26 protein-coding genes and 1 pseudogene are annotated in these 26,648 nt (G+C 45.6%); 18 read left to right on the plus strand and 9 right to left on the minus strand.

Annotated elements, in window-relative coordinates; genetic code table 11:
• Window positions 1–10: 10 nt before the first annotated feature.
• From OH455_RS21140 to OH455_RS21155, 4 genes and pseudogenes are all read right to left on the minus strand, one after another.
• Entirely contained in the window at window positions 11–1,492 is a 1,482-nt protein-coding gene (locus OH455_RS21140) for an aerolysin family beta-barrel pore-forming toxin (protein WP_206371104.1), read from the minus strand.
• Window positions 1,493–1,792: 300 nt separating this feature from the next.
• Window positions 1,793–2,254 (minus strand): hypothetical protein, encoded by a 462-nt coding sequence (locus tag OH455_RS21145; protein ID WP_269982718.1) that lies wholly within the window; start codon window positions 2,252–2,254, stop codon window positions 1,793–1,795.
• Window positions 2,251–3,018, minus strand: a complete 768-nt coding sequence (locus tag OH455_RS21150; RefSeq protein WP_269982719.1) for a winged helix-turn-helix domain-containing protein — start codon at window positions 3,016–3,018, stop codon at window positions 2,251–2,253. The genes OH455_RS21145 and OH455_RS21150 overlap by 4 nt, the downstream gene beginning before the upstream one ends.
• A 113-nt stretch (window positions 3,019–3,131) precedes the next feature.
• Window positions 3,132–3,374: pseudogene (locus OH455_RS21155) on the minus strand (hypothetical protein); the annotation flags it as partial.
• A 161-nt stretch (window positions 3,375–3,535) separates the two neighbouring features.
• Here OH455_RS21155 and OH455_RS21160 point away from each other — a divergent pair.
• A complete protein-coding gene (locus OH455_RS21160; RefSeq protein ID WP_206371101.1) occupies window positions 3,536–4,360 on the plus strand; it encodes an HDOD domain-containing protein in 825 nt (274 codons plus the stop codon).
• Window positions 4,361–4,365: 5 nt separating this feature from the next.
• Here the strand turns inward: OH455_RS21160 and OH455_RS21165 are convergent, their stop codons facing one another.
• Complete coding sequence (locus OH455_RS21165) at window positions 4,366–5,271, minus strand: DMT family transporter (RefSeq protein ID WP_269982720.1); 906 nt, start codon at window positions 5,269–5,271, stop codon at window positions 4,366–4,368.
• 164 nt (window positions 5,272–5,435) lie between these two features.
• Here OH455_RS21165 and rmuC point away from each other — a divergent pair, with 164 nt between their 5' ends.
• The 7 genes from rmuC (at window position 5,436) to tatC (ending at window position 11,608) form a co-directional block, all read left to right on the plus strand.
• Complete coding sequence (rmuC, locus tag OH455_RS21170) at window positions 5,436–6,986, plus strand: DNA recombination protein RmuC (protein ID WP_206371099.1); 1,551 nt, start codon at window positions 5,436–5,438, stop codon at window positions 6,984–6,986.
• 55 nt (window positions 6,987–7,041) lie between these two features.
• Window positions 7,042–7,824, plus strand: a complete 783-nt coding sequence (ubiE, locus tag OH455_RS21175) for a bifunctional demethylmenaquinone methyltransferase/2-methoxy-6-polyprenyl-1,4-benzoquinol methylase UbiE (protein ID WP_269982721.1) — start codon at window positions 7,042–7,044, stop codon at window positions 7,822–7,824.
• Between the two features lie 15 nt (window positions 7,825–7,839).
• The gene (locus OH455_RS21180) at window positions 7,840–8,445 is read left to right on the plus strand and encodes a ubiquinone biosynthesis accessory factor UbiJ (protein ID WP_269982722.1); all 606 of its coding nucleotides are present in this window, start codon (window positions 7,840–7,842) and stop codon (window positions 8,443–8,445) included.
• Window positions 8,442–10,076: a ubiquinone biosynthesis regulatory protein kinase UbiB gene (ubiB, locus tag OH455_RS21185; protein WP_045977538.1), complete on the plus strand. Its 1,635-nt coding sequence runs from the start codon at window positions 8,442–8,444 to the stop codon at window positions 10,074–10,076. The genes OH455_RS21180 and ubiB overlap by 4 nt, the downstream gene beginning before the upstream one ends.
• A 49-nt stretch (window positions 10,077–10,125) precedes the next feature.
• Complete coding sequence (gene tatA / locus OH455_RS21190; protein ID WP_045977537.1) at window positions 10,126–10,362, plus strand: Sec-independent protein translocase subunit TatA; 237 nt, start codon at window positions 10,126–10,128, stop codon at window positions 10,360–10,362.
• Between the two features lie 3 nt (window positions 10,363–10,365).
• Window positions 10,366–10,794, plus strand: coding sequence for a Sec-independent protein translocase protein TatB (gene tatB, locus OH455_RS21195; protein WP_045977536.1), 429 nt, complete (start codon window positions 10,366–10,368; stop codon window positions 10,792–10,794).
• A gap of 61 nt (window positions 10,795–10,855) precedes the next feature.
• Window positions 10,856–11,608, plus strand: a complete 753-nt coding sequence (tatC, locus tag OH455_RS21200) for a twin-arginine translocase subunit TatC (protein WP_045977535.1) — start codon at window positions 10,856–10,858, stop codon at window positions 11,606–11,608.
• Window positions 11,609–11,661: 53 nt separating this feature from the next.
• Here tatC and OH455_RS21205 read toward each other — a convergent pair whose 3' ends face one another.
• Window positions 11,662–12,423 carry a TatD family hydrolase gene (locus OH455_RS21205; RefSeq protein WP_206371095.1) on the minus strand — a complete coding sequence of 254 codons (762 nt, stop codon included), beginning with the start codon at window positions 12,421–12,423 and terminating at the stop codon, window positions 11,662–11,664.
• Between the two features lie 148 nt (window positions 12,424–12,571).
• Here OH455_RS21205 and hemB point away from each other — a divergent pair, with 148 nt between their 5' ends.
• The 4 genes from hemB (at window position 12,572) to OH455_RS23445 (ending at window position 17,769) form a co-directional block, all read left to right on the plus strand.
• Window positions 12,572–13,618 (plus strand): porphobilinogen synthase, encoded by a 1,047-nt coding sequence (gene hemB / locus OH455_RS21210; RefSeq protein ID WP_269982723.1) that lies wholly within the window; start codon window positions 12,572–12,574, stop codon window positions 13,616–13,618.
• Window positions 13,619–13,678: 60 nt separating this feature from the next.
• A complete protein-coding gene (locus tag OH455_RS21215) occupies window positions 13,679–14,113 on the plus strand; it encodes a GNAT family N-acetyltransferase (protein ID WP_269982724.1) in 435 nt (144 codons plus the stop codon).
• A 619-nt stretch (window positions 14,114–14,732) separates the two neighbouring features.
• Window positions 14,733–17,528, plus strand: a complete 2,796-nt coding sequence (gene polA, locus OH455_RS21220; protein WP_269982725.1) for a DNA polymerase I — start codon at window positions 14,733–14,735, stop codon at window positions 17,526–17,528.
• A 193-nt stretch (window positions 17,529–17,721) separates the two neighbouring features.
• The gene (locus OH455_RS23445) at window positions 17,722–17,769 is read left to right on the plus strand and encodes a hypothetical protein (RefSeq protein ID WP_438356636.1); all 48 of its coding nucleotides are present in this window, start codon (window positions 17,722–17,724) and stop codon (window positions 17,767–17,769) included.
• Window positions 17,770–17,980: 211 nt separating this feature from the next.
• Here the strand turns inward: OH455_RS23445 and OH455_RS21225 are convergent, their stop codons facing one another.
• Window positions 17,981–18,229 carry a hypothetical protein gene (locus tag OH455_RS21225; protein ID WP_269982726.1) on the minus strand — a complete coding sequence of 83 codons (249 nt, stop codon included), beginning with the start codon at window positions 18,227–18,229 and terminating at the stop codon, window positions 17,981–17,983.
• Window positions 18,230–18,277: 48 nt separating this feature from the next.
• Entirely contained in the window at window positions 18,278–18,940 is a 663-nt protein-coding gene (gene yihA / locus OH455_RS21230; protein WP_269982727.1) for a ribosome biogenesis GTP-binding protein YihA/YsxC, read from the minus strand.
• A 148-nt stretch (window positions 18,941–19,088) separates the two neighbouring features.
• Between yihA and OH455_RS21235 the strand changes: the two genes are divergently transcribed.
• From OH455_RS21235 to hemN, 5 genes are all read left to right on the plus strand, one after another.
• Window positions 19,089–19,706, plus strand: coding sequence for a c-type cytochrome (locus OH455_RS21235; RefSeq protein WP_045977530.1), 618 nt, complete (start codon window positions 19,089–19,091; stop codon window positions 19,704–19,706).
• A 787-nt stretch (window positions 19,707–20,493) separates the two neighbouring features.
• Entirely contained in the window at window positions 20,494–21,132 is a 639-nt protein-coding gene (locus OH455_RS21240) for a class I SAM-dependent methyltransferase (RefSeq protein WP_269982728.1), read from the plus strand.
• Window positions 21,132–21,689: a Der GTPase-activating protein YihI gene (gene yihI, locus OH455_RS21245; protein WP_269982729.1), complete on the plus strand. Its 558-nt coding sequence runs from the start codon at window positions 21,132–21,134 to the stop codon at window positions 21,687–21,689. The genes OH455_RS21240 and yihI overlap by 1 nt, the downstream gene beginning before the upstream one ends.
• Before the next feature lie 8 nt (window positions 21,690–21,697).
• Window positions 21,698–22,186 carry a DUF2489 domain-containing protein gene (locus OH455_RS21250; protein WP_269982730.1) on the plus strand — a complete coding sequence of 163 codons (489 nt, stop codon included), beginning with the start codon at window positions 21,698–21,700 and terminating at the stop codon, window positions 22,184–22,186.
• Window positions 22,187–22,371: 185 nt separating this feature from the next.
• A complete protein-coding gene (gene hemN / locus OH455_RS21255; protein WP_269982731.1) occupies window positions 22,372–23,760 on the plus strand; it encodes an oxygen-independent coproporphyrinogen III oxidase in 1,389 nt (462 codons plus the stop codon).
• A gap of 77 nt (window positions 23,761–23,837) precedes the next feature.
• Here the strand turns inward: hemN and ilvY are convergent, their stop codons facing one another.
• The gene (ilvY, locus tag OH455_RS21260) at window positions 23,838–24,728 is read right to left on the minus strand and encodes an HTH-type transcriptional activator IlvY (protein WP_206376396.1); all 891 of its coding nucleotides are present in this window, start codon (window positions 24,726–24,728) and stop codon (window positions 23,838–23,840) included.
• A 145-nt stretch (window positions 24,729–24,873) separates the two neighbouring features.
• On the opposite strand from ilvY, the gene ilvC reads away from it, so the two are divergent.
• Complete coding sequence (gene ilvC, locus OH455_RS21265) at window positions 24,874–26,358, plus strand: ketol-acid reductoisomerase (protein ID WP_045977524.1); 1,485 nt, start codon at window positions 24,874–24,876, stop codon at window positions 26,356–26,358.
• The last annotated feature ends 290 nt before the right edge of the window (window positions 26,359–26,648 follow it).

Below are 26,648 nucleotides of genomic sequence, written 5' to 3' on the forward strand. Positions count from 1 at the left end.
TACAGGCAAGTTATTTAGCAGGAGTGATGGTCAGTTGAGCATCACCAAAGCCAAGTGCCTCAAGTTCTTGTGCGTCAAAGTTGGTTGTGACTTCTATATCACCGATATGTTCACTAACCAGAGCTTCCGCAGAGCGTTTGACGCGGCTGCTTTGTGCTGCGTTGCCAATCGGTGTGGCTTGACCTATTTCGATCGTGCCAGCAAATTGAGATTCCGCGTAGAAATCGCCGGAAACATGAGAGTAAAACGGGCGTAGGCTTGCTCCAGTCGCGTACTGCATATTACCTAAGCCATTTTCATTGATGGCCCAGCTCCAATCCCACCATTTGACTTCACCTGGGATATAACGGTGATCCCATTGATAACGAATATCTGCCGAGTTCTCGCTACCGCGTCCCATTGTAAAGGTGTGAGCTTTGTATGGACGGTTGTCTGGGTGAGAATGCCAAGCGTTGCCACCCCAGCGCAAGAAGCCATTAAATTCGACGTCGTAGCTGATATCTGCGCCAAAGCGATATGGATAAGAGATGCTAGAGCGGTAGAGCTCGACACGAATTGGAATTTCCGAGTTCGCGGGAACCGTAGGCCTTGCCTGAAGCGTTACCTGTTCGCTGCTGGAACCACCATTGGTATTAGCGAAGCTTTGGTTGGCTTCTAGGGTAATGGTTAGCTTGGTATCGCCGACCAAAGGCCATTTAAACGTGTTTTCTGTCGATACTTTCTGAGCAAAGCCATAACTATTGGTTTTTGACCAATTGGTTGACTCATCGACTTTCAGATCCACGACCACCTGTTGCGGGATGTTACTGTGGTTGCGAGCCATCGCCGTCACGGTTTTCACTAGCTGGCGATCAGACTCGGTTACAGTTCCATGCCAGAAATCGCTGTCATTGAGGGTATAGGCAAAGTTATCGACAGTGATTTTGGTTTTTTCATCGCAGCGATAGCCGTTACATGAGCCGCCATTGTTACCTTGAATCACCCATCCGTTGCCTTCACGTCTGACATCCATATCTTCGCCGACATATTGGCCATGATTGCCCCCAACCCAAGCATAACCAAGGTAATGAGCGAGATAGCTCAAAGGGCGAACAAAATTAGAGTGGTTGGTCACCAGCTCATACTGAATGTCCAATTCGTCACCTTCTGGAATGGACTTTGAGGCGTAGCTTGGAATTTCAGACAAAGCATCGTCAGGGTAGCACCAAGTACTGCCATTGGGATTATCCTGCTTAATTTGACCATGATAGCCAGGTCCCATGATCACCCAATTGTCTTTTAAACCAGCGATTTGCCACTGACCCATTCGAGAAACAATGTAGTCCTTTTGTTCGGATGCTTCGAAGCGGTCAATCGGGCGGTAGCCAGAACGGCAGACATCTTCACCCAGTTGGTCAAGTACTAACTGGTCAGGATAAATCTTAGCTTGTACCCCAGCAGACAGGACGGAAAGAACCGCAGCTGATAACACATGTTTTTTCACCGTAGACATAGACGTTTCCTTTCGTAACTTTTCTTAGTTTTATGATGTTGTGTTGTCATTGTTGGCTGCTTGTTAAAAGCAACAGGTTTACCTTTCCATAGTCATATTATTTACAGTACTGAAAAGAGTTGAATTTTATTACCATTAAAATTCAATGACTTGTATTATTTGTTTTGTATATTACATGCAAGTTAAGTATGGGTTATGTGCTGATTGTGATCTTGCTTCGATGAGATTTAGAAAATTGTTGGGTGTTTAAATAGGGGAAAGACAGAGAGACTAGCCCAAGTAAAGACTGAGCACGTAAGTTTAGCGTTTAGCGAGCAGTTGAGTCCGACCCGTTTTTCTATCACGTACTATTATGAAGCAGTTAGCCGAATAAAGGATGTCGATATCAAGAGTGTAAGGGTCGTCATTGAGCAGCAGATATGGCGAGATGGTGGCATCATTCATAACAGGTCTTAACTTATGGACCGAGAGTAGATTAATGATACCAGAGAGTGAAAACCCAAACTGGCTGAACGACTCTGCTTGTCCTTCAAAACGAATTACTATCGGCTGTTCCATCTTGTCATCTTGAAGTGAGGCAAGATGAACGATCTTGTTGTTGTCAACTCGTGTTATCCCATCTGAACGAAAAATATGGTTGTCTGATTGAATATGAATCTCGCTGTGCTGGTAACGGTGATCCTCAATACGATTGGACCAAGGTAGGCTGAGGACAATAGAAAAGATGACCGTGGCGATGATCAATGTGAAGTATGGGATCATTGTTTTCCCTCCTGTAAAAAGCGTTCAATCTGAACGGATACCTGTTTTAGTTGGTCAGGTGTGTAGAAGACATTAATCGCCTGTTGACGCTGTCTATCTAACCATGACAGTTCTGAAAATTGGGCGTTTTCTTCTATGTAAACCACGCAATCACATTGGTTCTGTGATAGCAGTTGTCGCAGTGGTAGGCTGAGTTGAGTGTGGGATTCGGTAAAGACTTGAAGTTGGCCGACGCTATGCTGATTCAGGTACTTATCAGTAGGAATATCCTCCCAGCGCCAGCCATGCACCTTACTGAGTGCCAAAATACTGGAGGCAAATAGCAGCGCTATTGCTGCAACGTAACACACGGGTGATTTGCACTCACTAAAAGATAAATTAGATGTGAGGCGACGATTTGATATGGAAGCCGAACTGGATAGTTCGGGAGTCGATTTGGCAGTGGATAGGTCTGGGATCGGTTCTGTGGGGGCATAGTCAATACAGTGGCTGACGAGTCGATAGCCGACTTTAGGCACAGTGACAATCGGAGATTCTTTAGCACCAAGCTTAACTAAGGCTTGCCTCAGTGTACTGATGCTTTTAGCGAGCGATGTATCACCAATGTACTCACTGCCCCATGCATGCTGGATAATGTCGTGTTTCTTGACGACCTCTGGGGAATGTTGGAGTAGCAGGTCAAGCACCTGTGCTTCACGATAACCAATCTTAATGACGCGTTGTGTGTTAGAAAGTTTGTTCTGAACGGAGTGAAATATAATCATACAGCCAGCGTTTTATAGTTATTGTTGTCATCTCAAATGTTATTGAGAGTATCAATATACTATTATGCTGGTTCAACCGCATGAATATTTTTTAATCAATTATCGACTTTGTCTCATTGAATTGACATCTTGTATTGATGTGATTTAGGAGACTTATTAGAGCTGAGAATGAATATAGGATGGAACGCGGAAAAAGAGGCGTACCGAATGAACTTTTGAGTGTTTTCCCACCAAGGACTTTGCACTGTTTTATCTAGATTGAGATACAACTTGCCGTTTTCTATCTTCCAAGCTTTTGGTTCGGTCTCGAACTTTTTACCCATAGCAACGCCAAAGGCACAATAGCCACCATATCGGGTGTCTATCGGTGGCGCAATCTTTGCCGTTGCAGCGAAAGCCATTGAAATTGGTTGCGATATACACACTAGCAATAGTGCGACTGCACCTCCGTTATTAATCTTTTACTCAATTTATGTCCTATAGTAAATGAGAACAGAACGTGCTTAAGGAGTGGTATATGAGCTATCAAGCGCTGATCTCAAGAATCAATGAACTACCTAGAATCGAAAGTGTGCTTCAGGAATTGCTGGAGATGGTGAACAGGGAGCAAATCGATTTTGGGGAACTGGCAAAGAAAATGGCCATGGATCAGGTATTGTTAGCGCGTGTGCTAAGGATGGCAAATTCAGCACAGTTTGGTGGCGTAAAAGGGGTATCAAACATCAATGATGCGATCGTGCGTATTGGCGTTGGTGCGATTCGAAATTTAATTTCTTCTTCGATTCTAGCCTCCACTTTCCCCAAGCTGGAAACCCTTAACATCAAAGACTATTGGGCAAGCACTTTTGAAGTCGCAACTATTGCCAGTACCATTGCCAAACAAGCCAAAGTCGATCCCAATGAGGCATTTATTGCTGGCGTTCTTCATAATATTGGTGAACTGATGATTCACTCTTTGGAGCCTGAACAAGCAGTGAAGATCAGCCGTCGCGTGGAAGATGGTGAAAAGCCCGTGGAAGTACAAAGAGATGTGTTAGGTACTGATGCGCAGCAACTGGGTGCTGCGTTAGCTGAAAGCTGGAAATTTCCTTCTGAACTCATTGACGCGATTGCGAATGTGAATCACCCGAACAAAGCAATGGAGTCGAAGCGACTAGCTTGTCTGATGTTCTTAGCACGTGATATTGATCATCAGTGGGATTCAATGCTAAGTAGTGATGAAAAGCAGAGTTATCTCAGCCAACACAAAGCGGCGATCGCGTTACAAATTTCCCCAGACTTCACAGAGAAAATTGATGAAGTGCGAGGTCAGGGAAGTGAGATGGCCTACCAGTTGTTTTAAAAATGTTAACTCACAGGCCGTGTGAGATCTTTCTTGCCGAATTTGATCTGCTGGATCACAAGCCCTGCAATGATCAACATTAAGCCCACCAAGGTTGTAGGATGAATTTCTTCACCAATGACAGTTGCCAGCAACGCCAGAGAAATAAACGGTGAAGCGAATATCAGATTGCTGATACGTGCGGTGTTTTGCGTCAGTTTGAGTGCGCTGAGCCACAGTACGAAGGTTACGCCCATCTCAAATAGGCCAACATAGCTGACCGCGAGCCAACCTTGCAGAGAAATACTGTTCCAACTGGTGCCTTCGTATAGGCTCAGGCCAATTGCGAAGGGTATTGCAACCAAAAAACCGAGTAATACGCCGACAATAGGGTCGGCTTTGTTTTTGGTATTGAGTATCCAGTAGCTGGCCCAAAGCAGAGTTGATAGCAAAGCCAGTCCCACCCCTAGCGGGCTCTCGAAACTCAGGCCCAGCACATCGCCTTTAGTGGCAATGACAATCACGCCAAAGTAACTCAGCGTGCAGGCTATCCAGTCCTGCTTGCGGATTGTTTGGCCAAGGAAGACGGCGGCCATCAGAGTCAAAGTGATAGCCCAACTATAGTTGATCGCTTGTGCTTGTGAGGCGGGAAGTAAATCATAGGCTTTAAATAAGATGACGTAGTACGCCAATGGATTGATCAAACCAAGTAGCAAGTAATACCAAGGGTTGGCGAAGAAAGTACGGGATAATAAAGACAGTTTACCTTGCAGCGCACACACGGCGGTTAGAGCGAGAGCAGAAACCCCGCTAGCCGCGGTAACCATTTGAATCGGAGTAAGTTCGGCGAGAGTCAATTTAAAAGCCGTAGCGACAGTAGACCAAAGCAAGACGGCAGACAGACCAAAACCTAAAGCATGGCGCTCGTTCATGATGTTCCTTCATAAAAACCAACGTTAGACTTGTTGGTGACTGATGGTAGGTAGAATTAAGAGCACCTAGTCTAGCTGTTCGATATCTAGCCGACAAACTGGACATTTATCCAGTGGTAAAATACCATTGAAACAGTACATGAAATAAGAGTTAACCCTTTATTATGCAATGGATTCTGGATAACCAAGCCCTACTTATCAGCGCTATTAGCAGTGCGGCGATCAGCGGAGTCGGAGTGGGCTGGTGGATCAGGCAGAAAACACGTTTTGATCAACAGCTTTTGAAACAACAACTTGAATCCAACCAGCAACTGGCAACAACACAGATCAGCCAGTTACAAAAAGAGCTAGAACAAGCACAGCAGGAACTGGACGAGCTAGATAGTGAGCGTGATAAAGCTGCTTATGAGCTCAAACAGTCGCACGGTAAATTGATGGCAGTATTGGAAAAGTTGCGTTACTTCGAGGCAGTTAAGCAAGAGCGACAACAATATGCTGAGGAACTGACTCAAAGCCGCGATCAGAAAGCTCAACTAGAGGCTCAACTTAGAGAGCAAGAAGCTCGCCATCAAGAAGAGAACAAAGCCAACCACGACAAATTGCAACTACTGGAACAAGCCGAATCTCGTCTTAAACAGCAATTTGAACATCTGGCCAATCAGTTATTTGAAGCAAAGACTGCCAAAGTCGACCAACAAAACCGACAGAGTCTTGAAGGTTTACTTTCTCCTTTAAAAGAACAACTCGATAGTTTTAAGAAGCAGGTAAACGATAGCTTCACGGTTGAAGCCAAGGAGCGACACACCTTAGTTTATGAACTGAAGAACCTGCAACGCCTCAATGAACAGATGACGCGTGAAGCAGTCAACCTGACTCAGGCCCTCAAAGGCGACAATAAACAGCAAGGTAACTGGGGAGAGGTCGTCCTTGCTCGCGTTTTGGCAGAGTCTGGACTGCGTGAAGGGCACGAATACCAGACTCAGGTGAGCCTGCAAAACGAAGCGGGTAAACGCTATCAGCCGGATGTGATTGTCTACCTCCCGCAAGACAAACAAGTGGTTGTTGATTCAAAAATGACCCTGGTCGCTTATGAGCGCTATTTCAACGCCGAATCAGAGTTAGATAAAGAGCAATCTTTAAGTGAACACTTACTATCGGTTAGGAATCATATTAAAGGGCTGTCACAAAAGGACTATCATCAGCTTAAAGGGATTCAGAGCCTCGACTATGTGCTGATGTTTATTCCCGTTGAGCCAGCGTTTCAGGTAGCGATTCAGGCAGACCCAGATCTTGTTAAGGATGCGATGGAGCAAAATATCATTCTAGTTAGCCCGACAACCTTGCTGGTGGCATTGCGTACGATCGATAACTTGTGGCGCAACGAACGACAGAATCAGAATGCACAAGTCATTGCTGAGCGAGCCAGTAAGCTCTACGACAAGTTGCGCTTGTTTGTTGATGATATGGAAAGCTTAGGTGGTGCGCTGGATAAAGCGAACCAGAATTATCAAGGTGCGATGAACAAGCTCGCCACTGGCCGAGGAAATGTGATTCGCCAAGCTGAAAGCTTTAAGCAGCTTGGTGTTGAGGTAAAAAAACCAATATCTTCGAGCCTGACAGAACTGGCTCAATATGATGGGCTCACAGAAAACAACTCGGTGAGTGAAAATGATTCTATCGCTGAAAGACATCCGACTGAGGATAAAGTAAACTAATCGCCCGCAGCGCTCAGTCGTATTTATTCATAGCGTTGCTCGAAGAGGAATCATCATGACAGATACAAGCGTGCAGTCGAATACAGCTTTAGAATCAAATGAAACCACGCATTTTGGTTTCACCACAGTCGCCAAAGAAGAAAAAGTCACCAAGGTAGCAGAGGTATTCCATTCTGTTGCAGCTAAGTACGACATCATGAACGACTTAATGTCTGGTGGTGTGCATCGCCTTTGGAAGCGTTTTACGATTGATTGTAGCGGCGTACGCCCTGGTCAACGCGTGCTGGACTTGGGGGGAGGGACTGGCGATCTAACCGCGAAGTTTTCTCGTATCGTGGGTGAAAAGGGACATGTGGTTCTGGCTGATATCAACAACTCAATGCTGAATGTTGGTCGTGACAAACTGCGTGATAATGGCATTGTTGGTAACGTGCATTATGTTCAGGCTAACGCCGAAGAGCTGCCTTTCCCAGATGATTACTTTGACGCCATTACGATAAGCTTCTGTCTGCGTAACGTGACAGATAAAGACAAAGCCCTGCGCTCAATGTTCCGCGTTTTGAAGCCTGGTGGTCGTCTTCTTGTGCTCGAATTCTCTAAGCCTGTGTTTGAACCTCTGTCAAAACTCTATGATGCTTACTCATTCCACTTATTGCCGAAAATGGGTGAGTTGGTAGCGAATGATTCTGAGAGCTATCGTTATCTGGCAGAGTCTATTCGTGTGCATCCGGATCAAGAAACCCTTAAAGGTATGATGGAAGAAGCCGGCTTTGACAATACCAGCTACTACAATCTTACGGGTGGCATTGTTGCGCTCCATCGTGGCTACAAATTCTGAGGTTAAAGGATCGTTATGCCATTTGAACCTCTTGTAACTGCTGCGATTGAATCGACACTCAATACACTGATCAACGACGACCCTGAGTTGGGGCGTCGTCTTGCTCGTCTTAAAGGACAGGTGATTCAAGTTCACCTCAAAGAGCTCAATAAGACACTGACTTTTATCTTCAGCCAGCAAATTGATGTTTTGGTGAATTACGAAGGCCAGCCAGACTGCTACCTATCATTGAACCTATCGGTATTGCCAGAGCTGCGTGACCAGTCCAATATCACCAAGTTGATTAAGCAAGACAAAGTGATACTGGAAGGGGATATTCAGCTGGCACAAAAATTCTCTCAACTCATGACGGACTGTAAACCAGATATTGAAGAATGGCTTTCGCGCGTCACAGGTGATGTAGTCGCGCACAATTTAGTTCAAGGCGTGTCCAACTTAGGGCAGTTTGTCAAAGCGAAAGCGGATAAGCACCAGAACCACCTTGCTCAGGTCATTACTGAAGAGTGGAAGCTGGCGCCAGCGCCGTTGGAAATTGCGCATTTCTGCGATCAGGTCGACGACGTCAGAAGTCAGGCTGCTCGTGTTGAAGCTAAGTTAAATCAGCTACTGGAGCGCGCATGACTCCGGCTGAACTGAAACGACTTTACCGCATTATCAAAGTTCAGCTCGAATACGGTCTCGACGAACTGCTGCCTAATCACCAGTTAACCAAAGGCCCTCTGCTTGCTCGAAAAGCGCTGTTTTGGATTAAAAACCAACATGCTGACAAAGAGTTAGGTGAAAGGTTACGCCTTGCTCTGCAGGAGCTTGGTCCAGTATGGATCAAGTTTGGTCAGATGATGTCGACCAGACGTGACCTCTTCCCTGCGCACATTGCCGATCCGCTGGCGTTGCTGCAAGACCAAGTCTCTCCCTTTGACGGTCAGTTAGCTAAAGAGCAGATTGAGCTGGCGTTAGGTGGCCCGTTGGAAAATTGGTTGACCGATTTTGATATCAAACCACTGGCTTCCGCATCGATCGCTCAAGTCCACACCGCCAAGCTTAAGTCGACTAACCAAGAAGTGGTATTGAAGGTTATCCGGCCAGATATTCGTCCGGTCATTGATGCAGATCTAAAACTGATGTACCGAATGGCGCGTATAGTCGCCAAAGCACTTCCTGAAGCACGTCGTTTGAAACCAGTTGAAGTGGTGCGTGAGTATGAAAAAACGCTCCTTGATGAGTTGGACTTACGACGAGAAGCGGCCAATGCGATTCAGCTGAGAAGAAACTTTGAAGGCAGTGATGAATTGTATGTTCCTGAAGTAATTACGGACTTTAGTAATGAAACTGTCATGGTTTCTGAGCGAATATACGGCATCCAAGTTTCTGACATAGAAGGCTTGAAGGCCAACGGCACCAATATGAAGCTCTTGGCCGAGCGTGGTGTGAGTGTCTTTTTCACTCAGGTGTTCCGCGACAGCTTTTTCCATGCCGATATGCATCCGGGCAACGTTTTTGTTAACCCCGAGCACCCGGACAATCCACAATGGATTGGTTTGGACTGTGGCATTGTTGGAACGCTGAATAGTGAGGATAAACGCTATCTGGCGGAAAACTTCCTCGCCTTCTTTAATCGTGATTACCGTCGTGTGGCTGAGTTACACGTAGAATCAGGTTGGGTTCCACGTGAAACGAACATTGATGAGTTTGAGTTCGCCATTCGCATTGTGTGTGAACCGATTTTTGCGAAGCCGTTGTGTGAAATCTCGTTCGGACATGTATTACTGAATCTGTTTAACACCGCGCGTCGTTTCAATATGGAAGTGCAGCCACAGTTGGTCCTGCTGCAGAAAACCTTATTGTATGTAGAAGGCTTGGGACGTCAGCTCTACCCACAGCTTGACTTGTGGGAAACTGCGAAGCCATTTCTTGAAAAATGGATGATGAATCAAGTAGGGCCGCAGGCGGTGATTAATGCAGTTAAAGATCGCGCACCGTTTTGGGCAGAGAAGTTGCCTGAATTGCCAGAGCTACTGTATGACAGTTTACGTCAGGGCAAGATGATGAATCAGCGTATGGATCAGCTTTATCAAGGCTACCGTACAACGAAACGTCAGCAGGCAACGGGGAAATTTTTATTTGGTATTGGGGCCACATTAGTCGTATGCTCGGCAATATTGGTCAACAGTGCATATGAGCAGCTATCCATGGTAAGCGCTATCGGTGGTGTCACATTTTGGTTGCTCAGTTGGCGAGCTTATCGTCAATAGACGTTAAGCTCTTGAAATAATTTGTTTAATAAGACCCGAGGTATAAAAAATGGGTGGTATTAGTATTTGGCAACTTCTGATTATTGCTGTCATTGTTATTCTTCTGTTCGGTACTAAGAAACTACGTGGTATCGGTGGTGATCTAGGTGGCGCAGTGAAGGGCTTCAAGAAAGCCATGAACGATGACGATCCGGCGAAAAAAGACGCGGATTTTGAGCCAAAAAACATTGAGCAGCAGAAAGCTGAAGCTTCTGCTGAAACCAAGAAAGACAAAGAGCAGGCGTAACACGTGTTTGATATCGGTTTCTGGGAACTGGTATTAATATCTGTCGTCGGGCTGGTGGTTCTCGGTCCAGAGCGGTTGCCTCATGCGATTCGCAGTGTGTCACGATTTATCGGCGCAGCGAAAAACATGGCAAACAGTGTGAAGGACGAGCTTTCGCATGAATTAAAGGTTCAGGAACTGCAAGAAAACTTGCGTAAAGCTGAGAAAATGGGGATGGAAGATCTATCACCAGAGCTAAAGTCTTCTGTTGAAGAACTCAAGCAAGCCGCGCAAGATGTGCAACGCCCATATGCGAGTAAAAGCGCTCCAACGCCTACCAGCGTTGAAACTGAAATGGATAAACCGTCCATTACAGAAGCGAAACACTCCATAGACGCGGTCGAGTCACTGGATACTGAGCCAGCACCTCAGGCAGATAAAAAAGCCGAATAGTCTCGTATTAGGGGAGCTGCTGTGAGCAGCTCCTTTTCGATCTTTTAGAGTAGAGGTTTTCATGTCTTCTGTAGAGCAGACACAACCTTTGATCAGCCATCTTCTAGAACTGCGTAATCGCCTGTTACGAGCGATTGTTGCCGTTCTAGTGGTGTTTATTGGCCTGATCTATTTCGCGAATGACATCTATGAGTTTGTCTCGTCGCCTCTCGTTGAACGCTTACCTGAAGGGGCGACAATGATTGCGACCGATGTTGCATCGCCTTTCTTCACACCACTTAAACTGACTTTAATCGCGTCAATTTTTGTGGCTGTGCCGTACATTCTTTATCAGGTCTGGGCGTTTGTTGCTCCCGGTTTGTACAAGCATGAACGACGACTGATCATGCCACTGATGTTTTCCAGCTCGCTGCTGTTCTATTGTGGCGTCGCTTTCGCGTACTTCGTGGTATTCCCACTGGTGTTTGGCTTTTTCACGGCGATATCACTGGGCGGTGTAGAGTTCGCTACGGATATTTCCAGTTACCTCGATTTTGTGCTGGCGCTGTTCTTAGCCTTTGGTATTGCGTTTGAAGTGCCGGTTGCGATTATATTGTTGTGCTGGACGGGGGCGACGGATCCGAAAAGCTTAAGCGAAAAGCGCCCATACATTATCGTTGGTGCGTTTATCGTCGGCATGATGCTGACGCCGCCGGATATGATTTCGCAGACGTTGCTCGCGATCCCGATGTGCTTGTTGTTTGAGGTTGGCCTGTTCTTTGCCCGCTTCTATGTGCGTAAGAGTGACGATGAAGAGCAACAAGAAGAAGCCTGATATCAGGTTATGATCTAAGAAAAAGGCTTGCCACTTGGCAAGCCTTTTTTGTACTACAGCTGGAATAGTTGAGTAGCGTTGGATGTGGTGATGGCATCGACTTGGTCGACACTGATGTCACGTAAATCAGCGACTCGCTGGGCAACCAAGGATGTGTATGCAGGTTCATTGCGTTTGCCGCGGTGTGGCACTGGAGCTAGGTAAGGGCAGTCCGTTTCAAGGATCACATAGTCCATATCCAGCGACGGAATGACTTTATCCATCCCGCCATTTTTAAACGTCGATACCCCACCCAAGCCGAGGTGAAAGCCTAATCCATTGATCGCTTTTGCTTCGTCAATGCTGCCACCAAAACAGTGGAAAACACCAGACAACGATCCATCCTGTTCCTGCTTAAGCAGTTGGAGCGTTTCTTCAATGGAATCGCGGGTATGAATGACGACAGGTAATTGCATCTCTTTAGCCCAGTTGAGCTGGGTGACAAATGCCATTTCTTGTTCGGCTTTATAAGTCTTATCCCAGTAGAGATCGATGCCGATTTCCCCTACAGCAATAAAGTTGTGTTTCTCAAACCAATGGCGAATGACTTGCAGTGTCTGTTCAACATTGCCATCGACATAACATGGGTGAAGCCCCATCATAGAGCGACACACCTGAGGATAGGCCGCCTCGGTTTTTAGCATAGGCTCAATAGAATCTAGATCGATATTAGGCAGCAGGATTTTGTCTATTCCTTGAGCTAAGGCTCTTTCTACCACTTGATCGCGGTCATTATCAAATTCGCTAGCATAGATATGGGCGTGAGTATCGATCATGATTTGTCTCTCTAAAGCAGGATTGGCCAGAGTATACGGCAGTGTGAGCATTTGGTCATTTTTTGCATTTTTATCGCTTGCCGCTAGCGTCACCACACAAGAGTGATATTATGCAAATCAAGCACTTTCACCACACAAGGAGAACAGAGTGTCAGTTTCCATTCAAGGTCAGTTCCCTGGCCGTCGCATGCGTCGTATACGCAAGCATGACTTTAGTCGTCGCCTCATGGCTGAGAATCAATTAACCGCAAGCGATCTGATTTACCCAATGTTTATTTTGATGGGGAAAGACCGCCGCGAAACCGTTGACTCTATGCCTGGAATTGAGCGCCTGTCTATCGACCTGATGTTGGAAGAAGCACAATACTTAGCCAGACTCGGTGTGCCGGCGATTGCATTGTTCCCTGTGGTGAATCAGGACGCAAAAAGCTTGTGTGCGGCTGAAGCATACAACCCAGAGGGTTTGGTTCAGCGCGCGGTTCGTTCTTTGAAAGAGCATGTGCCAGAAATTGGCGTAATTACCGATGTGGCATTGGATCCGTTCACGACTCATGGTCAAGATGGCATCATCGATGATGAAGGTTACGTCCTGAATGATGCGACGACAGAAGTTCTGGTCAAACAGGCTTTGTCCCATGCGGCAGCGGGCGCTGATGTCGTTGCGCCGTCTGATATGATGGATGGCCGTATTGGTGCGATTCGTGAAGCGTTGGAAGAAGCAGGGCATATCAATACTCAGATCATGGCGTACTCTGCGAAATACGCATCTTACTACTATGGGCCTTTCCGTGATGCAGTCGGTTCAGCGACGAACCTTAAAGGTGGTAACAAGAAAAACTACCAGATGGATCCGGCCAACAGTGATGAAGCGGTGCACGAGGTTGCGATGGATGTCAACGAAGGCGCGGATATGGTGATGGTCAAACCGGGTATGCCATATCTTGACGTGGTGCGCCGTGTTAAATCGGAACTGCAAGTCCCGACGTTCGCTTATCAAGTATCGGGTGAATACGCGATGCACAAGGCGGCATTCCAAAATGGTTGGCTTAAAGAGCGCGAGACTGTGATGGAATCACTGCTTTGCTTTAAGCGCGCAGGAGCCGACGGCATCCTGACTTATTTTGCTAAAGATGTCGCTGAGTGGTTAGCCGAAGAAAATGCTCAGCCTGCTCAGTTTCTAAAAGACGCCGAATAGCTCAGTTTACAAAGATGAAAAGGCTGGCTTTTGCCAGCCTTTGTTGTTTAAGGAGGAGCGATGAGCGTTGAATATCGACTTGGCACACTCGAAGAGTGTGTTGAGATTGTTGCGACTATCAAAGAGTTCATACACAAAGAAAGCGTAGAAAGCTTGTCCGAACGATTAGAAGGTAAGCGGCACCTTATTCAAGTGGCTGAAGAAAATGGCCAATTACTTGGGTTTAAAATTGGATATGAGATCGACGAAAACACATTTTATAGCTGGTTTGGTGGGGTATCACCATTGGCTAGAAATAAGGGGGTAGCACAGAAGCTGCTCGATTATCAGGAGATCTGGGTCAAAAAACACGCTTATTCTAAACTTAAGGTGAAATCTCGTAATCAATTTCCTTCCATGTTGAGACTCTTGCTTAGGAATGGCTATCTAATTGAAAAATTTGAAGTAAAAGATCCTCTCGTCGAATCAAGAATTCACTTCGTGAAACAGTTTTAGCCCTGTCATAAAAATTAAATGAGATTTTTTCTCATTTAGGGGTTGACGAGATAAATGAGAATAATTATTATTTATCTCGTCTTAGGGAATAAGAGAAGTTCACAAGGACGTCGAGTTACCAGATTCAACTTGGAGACGGTGATGACACTGAACTTAATTGAACTTGCACTAGTTCTTTTTGACACGACATTGCTCACATTGCTTCCAGTGTAATTTATAGCTTTATGGTAAAGCGCACTATTCGATTGAATAAGCTTTAACCCCTTTTTGCTAGGCGACATCGATAAGATGTCGCTTTTTTTATGTCTAAAATTCATGGCTGTATAAAAGGACACCGATGACCTTTTCCACAGTTAAAGATCATGTTCGGATCGTTATTATGATGCTGGATCTAATTATTTATTGTTAAATATCAATTAATTAAAATGTTTAATTGCAGTTTTGTGACTGATTTCAGTATTGGGGGGTAAATAATATAAACAGAGTTATCCACAGATTGGGGTGCGGTTCAGAGGATTATTCGTTAAATGTGTGAGTAGTGCAGGCAGAGTTAAAATGGATCCACTGAAAGAGTCATGGCATCCTAGGCAGATCTTTTTTCTTTGGATGCTTAAAGACTATGGCTCGTATTCCTGACAACCCGTTGATTTTGATTGACGGTTCTTCTTATCTTTACCGCGCATTTCATGCTTATCCGGGCACTATGAGCAATGGTGATATCCCGACTAATGCGGTTTATGGCGTTGTGAATATGTTGCGCAGTATGATGCGCCAGTTCGCGTCTGAACGCATAGCTGTGGTGTTTGATGCAAAAGGGAAAACATTCCGTGATGAGATGTACCCGGAATACAAAGCCAACCGTCCGCCAATGCCAGATGATCTCCGCTGTCAGATTGAACCTCTGCACAATGTGATTCGTGCAATGGGTCTGCCTTTAATCTGTGTACCAGGTGTGGAGGCTGATGATGTCATTGGTACATTAGCTTACCAAGCATCACAAGCGGGGATGCCAGTGTTAATCAGTACTGGCGATAAAGATATGGCGCAGTTGGTGGATGACAACGTGACGCTGATCAACACCATGACCAATGTGGTGATGGATCGAGAAGGCGTGATTGAAAAATTTGGTATCCCACCAGAGCTGATTATCGACTATCTCGCCTTGATGGGCGATAAAGTTGATAACATCCCAGGTGTGCCGGGTGTCGGTGATAAGACCGCAACCGCGTTACTGCAAGGTATCGGTAGCTTGAAAACGCTGTATGACAACCTTGATGACATCGCACCGCTTGGGTTCCGTGGTTCGAAGACCATGGCGAAAAAGCTGGTCGATAACAAAGAAGAAGCGTTTCTTTCTTACGAGCTCGCCACGATTAAGTTGGATGTTGAGCTGGATGAAACACCAGATTCACTGCTCAAGGCCGAACCGAATACTGACGAACTGATCAAACTCTATGGCCAGTTAGTATTCAAATCCTGGCTCAATGAATTACTCGAAGGTGGTACGGGTGTTGTCTTGGCAGATGAAAAGTCCGGTGCAGCGTCGGGGGCAGGAGTCTCTGCGACAGCCAGCGAAATTGACACCTCTGCAGTGACCATCGATCGCAGTCAGTACGAAACCATTCTTGACCAACAGGCATTCATCACTTGGTTGGATAAACTCAAAGCGGCGGACGTTTTTGCGTTTGATACCGAAACCGACAACCTCGATTACATGGTCGCTAATCTGGTTGGTGTGTCGTTTGCGACAGAAGAAGGCATCGCTGCATACGTACCTGTGGCACATGATTACCTTGATGCCCCGCAGCAGCTAGAACTTGACTGGGTTTTAGAACAATTGAAGCCGATTCTTGAAGATGATGCTCAGGCGAAAGTGGGACAGAACCTAAAGTACGATGCGTCGGTATTGGCTCGTTATGGCATTGAGATGAAAGGCATTGAGCATGACACCATGTTGGCGTCTTATGTATACAACAGTGTCGGTGGTAAGCATGACATGGACAGTCTAGCATTGCGCTTCCTACAGCATAGCTGTATTTCTTTTGAGCAGATAGCGGGTAAAGGCAAAAAGCAGCTTACGTTCAACCAGATTGAATTGGAGCAAGCCTCACCATACGCGGCGGAAGATGCTGATGTGACGCTTCGTTTACACAATCGCCTATTAGCCAATATTAAACAAGACGAAAAACTGAAAACCATCTATGAAGAGGTCGAGGTCCCTTTGGTTCCTGTGCTATCACGTATTGAGCGCACTGGTGTTCTGATTGACGACATGAAGTTAGCGGCTCAGTCTCAGGAAATTGCACAGCGTTTAGACGAGCTAGAGCAGAAAGCTTATGAGATTGCTGAGCAAGAGTTCAATATGAACTCTCCGAAACAGCTACAGGCACTGTTATTCGAAAAAATGGGTCTGCCGGTCATTAAGAAGACGCCGTCTGGCACGCCTTCAACCAATGAAGAGGTTCTACAAGAGCTGGCATTAGATTACCCGTTGCCTAAGTTAATTTTGGAGTACCGTGGCCTGGCTAAGCTTAAGTCAACCTACACCGACAAACTGCCGAAGATGATTAACTCTGAGACAGGGCGTGTACATACTTCTTATCATCAGGCTGTTACCGCGACAGGCCGTTTATCATCGACTGATCCTAACTTACAGAACATCCCTATTCGTAATGAAGAAGGTCGTCGTATTCGTCAGGCGTTTGTTGCTCCACATGGTTACAAGATCATGGCGGTCGATTACTCCCAGATTGAATTACGTATTATGGCGCACCTTTCAGGAGATAAGGCACTGTTAGACGCTTTCCAGCAAGGAAAAGACATTCACGCAGCCACAGCTGCAGAAATTATGGGTACGACTATCGACCAAGTGAGCTCAGAGCAACGTCGTCGTGCTAAAGCCGTTAACTTTGGCCTGATTTATGGCATGAGTGCATTTGGTTTGGCCAAACAGTTGGGCATTCCACGTGGCGAAGCACAGCAATACATGGATACCTACTTTGAGCGCTACCCAGGTGTGATGCAATACATGGAAGACACACGTAGCGCCGCCGCTGAACAAGGTTATGTCGAAACCATCTTTGGCCGCCGTTTGCATCTTCCGGAAATAAAATCACGTAATGGTATGCGTCGCAAAGCGGCAGAGCGTGCCGCGATCAACGCACCAATGCAAGGCACAGCAGCAGATATCATTAAGAAAGCCATGTTGCTGGTTGACTCATGGATTGAAAACCAAGGTCAGGGGCGAGTGAAGCTGTTAATGCAAGTACACGATGAACTTGTTTTTGAAGTTCAAGAGTCAGCTTTAGCCGAAATTGAAAGTAAAGTACAAGAATTGATGGAGTCAGCGGCTCAGCTTGATGTGCCTTTGATAGCCGAATCTGGTCATGGCGACAACTGGGATCAAGCACACTAGCCAGAAAATAGCGTAAATTCGCCGAATTACATGAGCCAGCGCCCAATCGCTGGCTTTTTTTTGAGTCTAAAAAAGCCAATGTTTATAAGTGAGTAATGTAGTTAAATAAAATCTTAATGAAAAAAAATTACAAAAACAGTTTCCATTTCTGACCAATTGTTGTACATTAATCTGCGTAGGGTACAGAGGTAAGATGTTCTATCTTTCAGACCTTTTGTTTCACGTTATTGGATTAGGCTGATTCAGCCGCCCCAGTCAGTATTTGACTGGGGCGTTTTTTATTGTGCAAAATAAAAACTTTATATATTTCAAAAACTTTCTGCAATTCCCCTATATTGTGCCTCCTTGTTCAGTATCTATCACCAGATCACATATTCTTAATCGTGAGTATTGAGAGTATTTGGTAACTCAGGCCAATTTTGTAATAAAACTTCAGTCACACTTTTATTTTTTCAACTAGAAAACCAAGCCTTAACTTGTGCACATAGTTTGGTGGTTAGAGTTTTATTTCTTATATTTATCATGTTTTTAGATATAATTTTTGTGGTGAGAGAGCAAAGGAGAAGAGAGAAAACAAGCGTTGCATTGTCTGCGGCTTTGAATAATTCTACTGGGATAATAATAACAACCATTATTTCTCTCCCGTTACCCCACCAAGTGGTGGGGATTTTTATTTTGTACGTTCCTTGTTGTGCTGACACAAAAAAGCCCCACTGGAACAGTGAGGCTCGTGTTACTCAAAAGTGTGATTATTCTTGTTCGTCGCTTTGCTGGTCTTCAATAATCTCACCCGTTAACTGTTGTGCGACGGCAGGCGCAAACCACTCATCGAGTTTGTTACGCAGTACGTCAACGCCAAGACCTTTCAAAGAAGAAAACGCTGCGACACTAACGTCGCCACCAAAGCCGACCGCGTCATTTTTAATCTTCAGTACCTGGGCTTTGCGTGCTCCACTTTTGAGCTTGTCGGCCTTAGTCAACAGCACTTGCACTGGTATACCGCTGTCTACAGCCCAGAAAATCAGTTGTTGATCTAGGTCTTTCATTGGATGGCGGATATCCATCAGTACCACCAGCCCTTTTAATGATTGACGCTTTTGTAAATACTCTCCCAATGACTTCTGCCATTTCTTTTTCATCTCCAGTGGAACTTGGGCGAACCCGTATCCTGGTAGATCGACGATGTGGCAACCTTCAGTGACTTTAAATAGGTTGATCAATTGAGTTCGGCCTGGTGTCTTACTGGTTTTTGCTAAACTCTTTTGGTTGGTAAGTCGGTTAAGAGAACTCGATTTGCCCGCGTTGGAGCGTCCCGCGAACGCAACTTCGATACCTTCATCTTCAGGCATGTGACGAATATCAGGTGCGCTGGTGATGAAATGGGTGTTTTGATAATGAATTTTTACGCTCACTGTTAACTCCATCTCGACTTTGTGTAGTCGATTGATTACTTTTATGTGAAATTGTGTAAAATAACCGTGCTCGGCATAAGGTCGCCTATTGTACCATGAGTGGCAACTCGGAGTGGTACTGGAAGCTTGATAATTATAATGGAATGTCATGAAGAAATTAGCGCTAATCTTGAGTCTTTTAGCCAGCTGCTCTGTATGGGCCCAAGGCAGTATCGAAGCTGGTAAAGCAAAATCCCAAACTTGTGTTGCTTGTCATGGTGCTGATGGCAACAGCCAACTCGCAATGTACCCTAAACTAGCAGGTCAGCATGCTAAGTATATTGAGAAACAGCTGAAAGACTTCAAACTGGGTATGACCAGTGGTGGTCAGCAGGGTCGTGTGGATCCAGTCATGGGCGGTATGGCGATGCCACTGTCTGAGCAGGATATGAAAGATCTTGCGGCTTACTATACATCTCTACAAATTTCTCACAACACGACGCCTGAAAACGTGGTGGAGCAAGGCAAAACCCTATATACAGCGGGTGATGCAAAACGTGGTCTGACGGCATGTATTGCATGTCATGGCCCTCGCGGTAACGGTACTGAGCTTTCAGGTTTCCCTAAAATTTCAGGTCAGCATGCTGACTACATTAAAGCTCAGCTAGTAAAATTCCGTGATGGTTCTCGTGCTAATGATATGAATGGCATGATGCAAGATATCGCGAAGAAACTGACAGACGAAGACATCGATACTTTGTCTAAATATGTTGGCGGCCTACACTAAGCCCTATTAAATACTGCCCGAGCAATGTTGTATTGAATGAGCCCAGACGAAAGTCTGGGCTTTTTCGTATGACACACGTCACATCGGGTTTTTCCTTGTGTGGCTCCATCTTTCCCGAGTTTTTGTGAGAGATCGGCTATGCTATCTTGTGCTCATTTCTTCACACTGTTTATAACTGTTTGAAAAATAATGGAAGAGGATTGAAGGGAAAAAAAAAGACGTTTTTTTTCTTCAAGTGGATTGTTCAAAATTGGTCAATCGTTAAAGTGTATTCATCGGCAGGGCGCTGATACGGAATTTAGACCATGATGGTCTCCAAGGATGCAGGCGATGGATGCTTGGAGGTCTTAAAGGAATATAGGTAAGCAGGAAGCTTACTGGATAGGGATGGTCGACTCGTCTAATGGTGTAGACAGCGAAAAGGATCAGGCTAAGGACTAGCCCAGATACGGGAAGTAAACGGAAAGCCAAAATTCACCAGGACGGTGAAAAACGACACCTTTTGCAGGGAAAGCGCCTAAAACAAATGGAAATTTGGTGCACGATAATCCGTGTAACACAGTTTCGCCGAAAGGCATTTTTAGAAAGCGATAGAGTTATCTATCGCTTTTTTTATATCTGAAATCCACTAGCCTCTATCTCTCGTCAACACGGTTGCTTTATTCCATCGATAAGATTATTGCTCGGAGAGGGAATATTTCACTGAATCGATGATTATTTGCACAATAGTACTCCACTCTCTGGCCACTTTCTGGTATGTTTCGCATCCCTGTTTGAGGATGTCATCATGCACCACTGCCCACTTTGCCATAACCCGGAATCAATGAATTACTTTGGAGACAAGCGTCGTGAGTATCTCCAATGTCCGCGATGTGAGCTGGTGTTTGTTAACCCAGAGCAAAGATTGGATGCAAAGGCTGAAAAAGCCCACTACGATCTGCATGAGAACGATCCAAATGATGCTGGCTATCGTACCTTTTTATCGCGGGTTGCAACCCCCATATTGGAACGTATTGAGTCTGGCTCGACAGGAATAGATTTTGGTTGTGGCCCTGGGCCAACACTCTCCTTGATGTTGCAAGAGCAGGGACACAACATGTCGTTGTACGACCTTTATTATCACCCCAATACTGAGGTGCTAAATCGTACTTATGACTTTATGACTGCCACTGAGGTGATCGAGCATTTGTATTATCCAGATCAGATATGGCAGCAATGGTTGAATTTAGTTAAGCCAGGTGGCTGGATTGGTCTGATGACCAAGATGGTCATTGATGTCGAAGCGTTTGCTAGATGGCACTATAAAAATGACCCAACGCATGTGGTCTTTTTTAGCCGTAACACGTTTAAGTACTTGGCAGAGCGGGATCAGCTCAAGCTTGAATTTATTGGTAATGATGTAATTTTACTGAGGAAAGCCCAGTAATGAGCCGTAGTAAGAAAGTAAGATCGGGCGGTAATGGCGACGTTATTGTTGTTCGAAATCGTACAGAAGCTGACGTTGAAGGACGTCTGCGTAAAAAAGAGAAGAAACGTAAAGGTCTAAAGACCGGTGGTCGCAATTCTGAAGCGAAGCAACTTAAACAGCAGACAGCGGGACAAAAGCGCGATACACGTCTAGGTAGCAAGAAGAAAATTCCTCTCGTGGTTGAAGCGGTGAAGAAGCCAACCAAGGCCGAACGTCGTGTTAATGCAGAACAAGAGCTGGAGATGCTGGAAAATGACGCCCAGTTGAATGTCCTGCTTGATCGCCTTGATAATGGTGAAAGTTTAGGTGCAGGTCTTCAGAAGTATGTCGATGAGAAATTGGCACGTATTGAAATACTGATGAAGCAACTAGGCCTCTATGAAGAGGAAGAAGAGCCAGAAGTCGTTGAAGAGCCGAGCGCACCGGTAGCGAAAAAGGCGAGCAAGAAAACCTCATCAGAAGATGAACTGCTATCGCAGTTTGAAGATCTAGATTTGGACCAGTTTAAAGGGTAAAGCGATTCATGAACGTAACCTTGTTAGCCATTGCTGGTGGAGTCATTGTTCTCGGCTTAGCGTCCTATGCAGGTTACCTTCTGCTCCAGTTGAAGAAGCAAAAGGAATTGCAGGAACAGCATAAGAAGCTGGCCATCGAAAAGCGTAACGCCAACATCTTTGAAAACGTCCATATATTGTGTATGGCCGGTATTCAGGGCCAGTGTGATTTATCGGAAATCAGTATTCGTGTCTACAACATCATGGACTACGTTCAGGGTGAAGATCGTGTTGATTTTGATAAGGAATTTCCGGCGACAGCCGAGCTTTTCCACATTGTAAAAGATATGCCTCGTGGTGACGATCGCCAACAAATGGCGAAGAAAGATCGCATGAAGCAAAATCTGCAACGCCACAAAGCCGAGTCGCGTCTTCAGGATGCGATCGTCGAAGAGCTAAAACTGCTGCAGAAAAAAGTTCAGCCTTTAAACAACCAGATCAACATTCAGATGATCTAGATTGATACTTTAGTCACTCGATCACTTACACTGATGAGTGAGTGATCGAGTTATCAATTCTGACTATTGTCACTCAATAATTACGTTGCCACCCGGTGACCCGCCTCAGTGTGTGGCAAAATAGCCCCAAATTTATCACGGTCAATCACACCGGATACGCATTACAGCATTAACGGAAGTACACCATGTCTCAGCAAGCCGTCGCAAGCCAACAAATAGTGTGGGATCAAGCCATCCTAGATAAGTACAACTATTCTGGTCCACGCTATACGTCTTATCCAACTGCCTTAGAGTTTCATGAGGCGTTTACCATTGCCGACTACGACATGGCTTGTACTGAGTATCCAGAGCGACCTCTGTCGCTTTACATCCATATTCCTTTTTGCCACAAGCTTTGTTATTACTGCGGTTGTAATAAGGTCATTACGCGTCATGCCCATAAAGCGGATGAGTATCTCGATGTACTGGAGCAGGAGATTCTGACACGTGCCGCCTTACTGCAAGGACGTAAGGTGACCCAGTTGCATTTTGGCGGTGGTACACCCACATTTTTGACCCAAGCCCAAATCAGCCGTTTGATGAATATTCTGCGCGCTGAATTTAGCTTTGAAGCTGAGTCAGAAATCAGTATTGAAGTCGATCCGCGTGAGATTGAACTCGATATGCTCGATCACTTGCGACAAGAAGGCTTTAATCGCTTGAGCATTGGTGTTCAGGATTTCAATAAAGAAGTTCAGAAACTGGTCAATCGTGAACAGGATGAAGCATTCATTTTTGCTATGGTTGAGCGTGCGAAACAGTTGGGCTTCCGTTCGACAAATTTAGATCTGATTTACGGGCTACCGAAACAAACTCAAGCTCGTTTTGCTGAAACACTGGCTCAAGTGCTTGAAATGCAGCCGGGTCGCCTGTCTATCTTTAACTATGCTCATATGCCGCAACTGTTTGCTGCTCAGCGTAAAATCAAAGATGAAGACTTGCCACAAGCAGAAGAGAAAATGGCCATTCTTCAAGACACTATCGCCACTTTGACCAACGCCGGTTACCAATTTATTGGTATGGACCATTTTGCTCAGCCGGATGATGAATTGGCTGTGGCTCAGCGTAATGGCATCCTTCACCGCAATTTCCAAGGCTATACCACGCAAGGTCAATGTGACTTGATTGGCTTTGGTGTTTCTGCTATTTCGATGATTGGTGATGCCTATGCGCAGAACCAGAAGGAGTTGAAAAAGTACTATGCTCAGGTCAATGAACAGCGTCATGCATTATGGAAAGGTCTCTCTCTTGATAGTGATGACTTACTCCGAAGAGAGGTTATTAAACAACTCATCTGTAACTTTAAGCTTGATAAAGTAGCAATAGAAACGGAATTTAATGTTCAGTTCAACCCGTACTTCAGCGAAGATCTAGAGTTGTTGCAAACCTTTATTGATGATGAGCTAGTGGAAGTCGACGACAAAGAAATACGAGTGACATTACGCGGTCGTCTACTAATTCGTAATATCTGCATGTGTTTTGATAAATATCTCCGAGCGAAGGCGCGTCAGCAGCAATTCTCGCGAGTGATTTAATCGTCTCAGTTGCCTCGATAACCATAAACAATAAAGCCACCGAAAACGGTGGCTTTATTGTTTATGCGGGTAACCAGTTAGGGCGCAATATAGGCGTCTTGTGCGACTTCCCATAGTGCTTTGACTAGTGGATTATCCAGTTGTGAACGCTTGCAGCACACCCCAAGCTTAAAGGGTTTAATCGAGGCCACTTTGAGCCGTTGAATTTTCTCTTTGACAGGGCTGTTGTTGATCACCACATCGGGTGCGATCCCAACACCGCAACCCAACGCTACCATGCTGACAATGGCTTCATGACCTGAAACTTGCGCGTAGATGTTCGGCTTAATTCTCATTGCTTTAAACCAAGTGTTGGCGCGGTCTCGTGCGGTACCTGATTCCGGCACAATAAAAGGAATAGACGACCAGTCAGGTTTATCCTTTTGTAGAGCTGGTGCAAAGTTGCTCACTCCGACCGGGGCGATCACCGACAGCGGAATCTCACTTATGGTTTCAAATTTGAGCTTGGCGGGCAGTGTTTCTGGCTGAGCAGAGATGGCGACATCGACTTCATCGTTAAGGATTTTGTCTATCGCCTGAGCCGGATCACCAGTAGACAGTTTAAACTCGATAAACGGATGTTGAAGGCGAAACTCTGACAACAGCTCAGGCAGGTGGCTATAGCTGGCGGTCACCGAGCAAAACAGGCGAATTTCACCTTTTAACTCCTCTTCATGCCCCTGTAGCTGCGCATTGAAATTTTGCCATTCTCCGAGAATCTTTAAAGCAACAGGCAAAAGTTTTTTGGCCGCTGGGGTCAACTCAACGCTGCGGTTATCCCGTACGAACAGTTCTTGGCCTGTTTCTGCTTCTAACTTTTGTACCTGACGGCTGAGAGCAGAAGGACTGATGTGCATGGCAGACGCTGTTTTGGCGAAACTTTTGCTATCACACAGGTGAATGAACAATTGCAGACTTTTAATGTTCATAAAATAAGTGCTTCCTTGTTGCATTTTTTGCAATAACTAATTGTGAATATATCACTTTAAGCAACCCAATGTCTGATTTAGTATCGAGGCATTCGGTAATGAAACACCGACCCAAACGGATAAATTCTCAAAGGAGAGCCCTAACATGGCTAACTATTTCAATACATTAAACTTACGTGAGCAGCTAGATCAGCTTGGCCGTTGTCGCTTTATGGACCGCAGTGAATTCGCGACAGAAGCGGATTATCTGAAAGGTAAGAAAGTGGTTATCGTTGGTTGTGGTGCACAAGGTCTGAACCAAGGTCTGAACATGCGTGACTCAGGTCTTGATGTGGCTTACGCACTGCGTCAGGCAGCGATTGATGAACAGCGTCAATCGTTCAAAAACGCGAAAGAAAATGGTTTTGAAGTAGGCAGCTACGAGACACTTATCCCTCAAGCAGACCTAGTGGTTAACCTAACACCAGATAAGCAGCACACCAATGTGGTTGAGACGGTAATGCCGCTAATGAAAGAGGGCGCAGCATTAGGTTACTCACACGGCTTCAATATCGTTGAAGAAGGTATGCAGATTCGTAAAGACTTAACAGTCGTGATGGTTGCGCCTAAGTGTCCAGGTACAGAAGTACGTGAAGAGTACAAGCGTGGCTTCGGCGTTCCTACCCTCATTGCGGTTCACCCAGAGAACGATCCAAAAGGTGAAGGTTGGGATATCGCTAAAGCTTGGGCTGCGGGCACTGGTGGTCACCGCGCGGGCTGTCTAGAGTCTTCATTCGTTGCTGAAGTAAAATCTGACCTAGTGGGCGAGCAGACTATTCTATGTGGCATGCTACAAGCGGGTTCAATCGTTTCTTATGAAAAGATGGTTGCTGAAGGTATTGACCCAAGCTACGCAGGTAAGCTAATCCAGTATGGTTGGGAAACCATTACAGAAGCGCTGAAGTTTGGTGGCATCACACACATGATGGATCGCCTATCAAACCCAGCAAAAATCAAAGCATTTGAGCTTTCTGAAGAGCTGAAAGAGCTGATGCGTCCACTGTACAACAAGCACATGGATGACGTAATCACAGGTCACTTCTCTAGCACTATGATGGCTGACTGGGCAAACGACGATGCCAATCTACTAGGCTGGCGTGCAGAGACAGGTGAAACAGCATTTGAAAACTACCCAGCAGGTGACGTTGAAATCTCAGAGCAAGAATACTTCGACAACGGTATCCTAATGGTTGCAATGGTTCGCGCGGGTGTTGAGCTAGCATTCGAAGCAATGACAGCATCAGGTATCATTGATGAGTCAGCGTATTACGAGTCACTACACGAGCTACCACTAATCGCAAACACAGTAGCACGTAAGCGTCTGTACGAAATGAACGTTGTTATCTCTGATACAGCTGAATACGGTAACTACCTATTCGCTAACGTCGCAACGCCGCTACTGCGTGAGAAGTTCATGCCTTCAGTTGGCACTGACGTTATCGGTAAAGGTCTAGGTGAGACGTCTAACCAAGTAGACAATGCAACGCTGATTGCGGTGAACGATGCGATTCGCAACCACCCGGTTGAGTATATTGGTGAAGAGCTGCGTGGTTATATGACTGATATGAAGAACATCGCGGTAGGCGGCTAATTTTCTTCGCTAAGGAGCTTAATTTCTTTGTCGGTAATACTCATTTGCTCGCGCAAACTCCGTGTTACCTCCGCGAACTTAAGCTCTTAGCTGTGAATATTAATTTACAGCGAAATTCACTAACCTAAGTTAGTCGAGAACTCCAGGCAGACTGGGGTGATAAATACAAAACAAACACAACATCTAAATGAAAAGGCTTGGTCGCCGTTGACCAAGCCTTTTTTGTTTTTGGGGCAGCGCTTTATACCCTTCGAGAGATAAACCGTCATTCCCTAGACTGACGAAGGAAG

This window comes from Vibrio sp. T11.5, assembly GCF_027587155.1.
In the GTDB taxonomy this organism is placed as follows: Bacteria; Pseudomonadota; Gammaproteobacteria; order Enterobacterales; family Vibrionaceae; genus Vibrio; species Vibrio neptunius.

Coding starts and splice junctions, on each gene's coding strand:
- rmuC (WP_206371099.1), top strand. CDS start 5,436: ATGCAATGGATTCTGGATAACCAAGCCCTACTTATCAGCGCTATTAGC.
- yihI (WP_269982729.1), top strand. CDS start 21,132: ATGAGCCGTAGTAAGAAAGTAAGATCGGGCGGTAATGGCGACGTTATT.
- OH455_RS21235 (WP_045977530.1), top strand. CDS start 19,089: ATGAAGAAATTAGCGCTAATCTTGAGTCTTTTAGCCAGCTGCTCTGTA.
- OH455_RS21240 (WP_269982728.1), top strand. CDS start 20,494: ATGCACCACTGCCCACTTTGCCATAACCCGGAATCAATGAATTACTTT.
- OH455_RS21180 (WP_269982722.1), top strand. CDS start 7,840: ATGCCATTTGAACCTCTTGTAACTGCTGCGATTGAATCGACACTCAAT.
- tatC (WP_045977535.1), top strand. CDS start 10,856: ATGTCTTCTGTAGAGCAGACACAACCTTTGATCAGCCATCTTCTAGAA.
- OH455_RS21160 (WP_206371101.1), top strand. CDS start 3,536: ATGAGCTATCAAGCGCTGATCTCAAGAATCAATGAACTACCTAGAATC.
- polA (WP_269982725.1), top strand. CDS start 14,733: ATGGCTCGTATTCCTGACAACCCGTTGATTTTGATTGACGGTTCTTCT.
- ubiE (WP_269982721.1), top strand. CDS start 7,042: ATGACAGATACAAGCGTGCAGTCGAATACAGCTTTAGAATCAAATGAA.
- tatA (WP_045977537.1), top strand. CDS start 10,126: ATGGGTGGTATTAGTATTTGGCAACTTCTGATTATTGCTGTCATTGTT.
- hemN (WP_269982731.1), top strand. CDS start 22,372: ATGTCTCAGCAAGCCGTCGCAAGCCAACAAATAGTGTGGGATCAAGCC.
- OH455_RS21250 (WP_269982730.1), top strand. CDS start 21,698: ATGAACGTAACCTTGTTAGCCATTGCTGGTGGAGTCATTGTTCTCGGC.
- OH455_RS21215 (WP_269982724.1), top strand. CDS start 13,679: ATGAGCGTTGAATATCGACTTGGCACACTCGAAGAGTGTGTTGAGATT.
- OH455_RS21140 (WP_206371104.1), bottom strand. CDS start 1,492: ATGTCTACGGTGAAAAAACATGTGTTATCAGCTGCGGTTCTTTCCGTC.
- OH455_RS21205 (WP_206371095.1), bottom strand. CDS start 12,423: ATGATCGATACTCACGCCCATATCTATGCTAGCGAATTTGATAATGAC.
- ilvY (WP_206376396.1), bottom strand. CDS start 24,728: ATGAACATTAAAAGTCTGCAATTGTTCATTCACCTGTGTGATAGCAAA.
- ubiB (WP_045977538.1), top strand. CDS start 8,442: ATGACTCCGGCTGAACTGAAACGACTTTACCGCATTATCAAAGTTCAG.
- OH455_RS21165 (WP_269982720.1), bottom strand. CDS start 5,271: ATGAACGAGCGCCATGCTTTAGGTTTTGGTCTGTCTGCCGTCTTGCTT.
- ilvC (WP_045977524.1), top strand. CDS start 24,874: ATGGCTAACTATTTCAATACATTAAACTTACGTGAGCAGCTAGATCAG.
- OH455_RS21145 (WP_269982718.1), bottom strand. CDS start 2,254: ATGATCCCATACTTCACATTGATCATCGCCACGGTCATCTTTTCTATT.
- OH455_RS21150 (WP_269982719.1), bottom strand. CDS start 3,018: ATGATTATATTTCACTCCGTTCAGAACAAACTTTCTAACACACAACGC.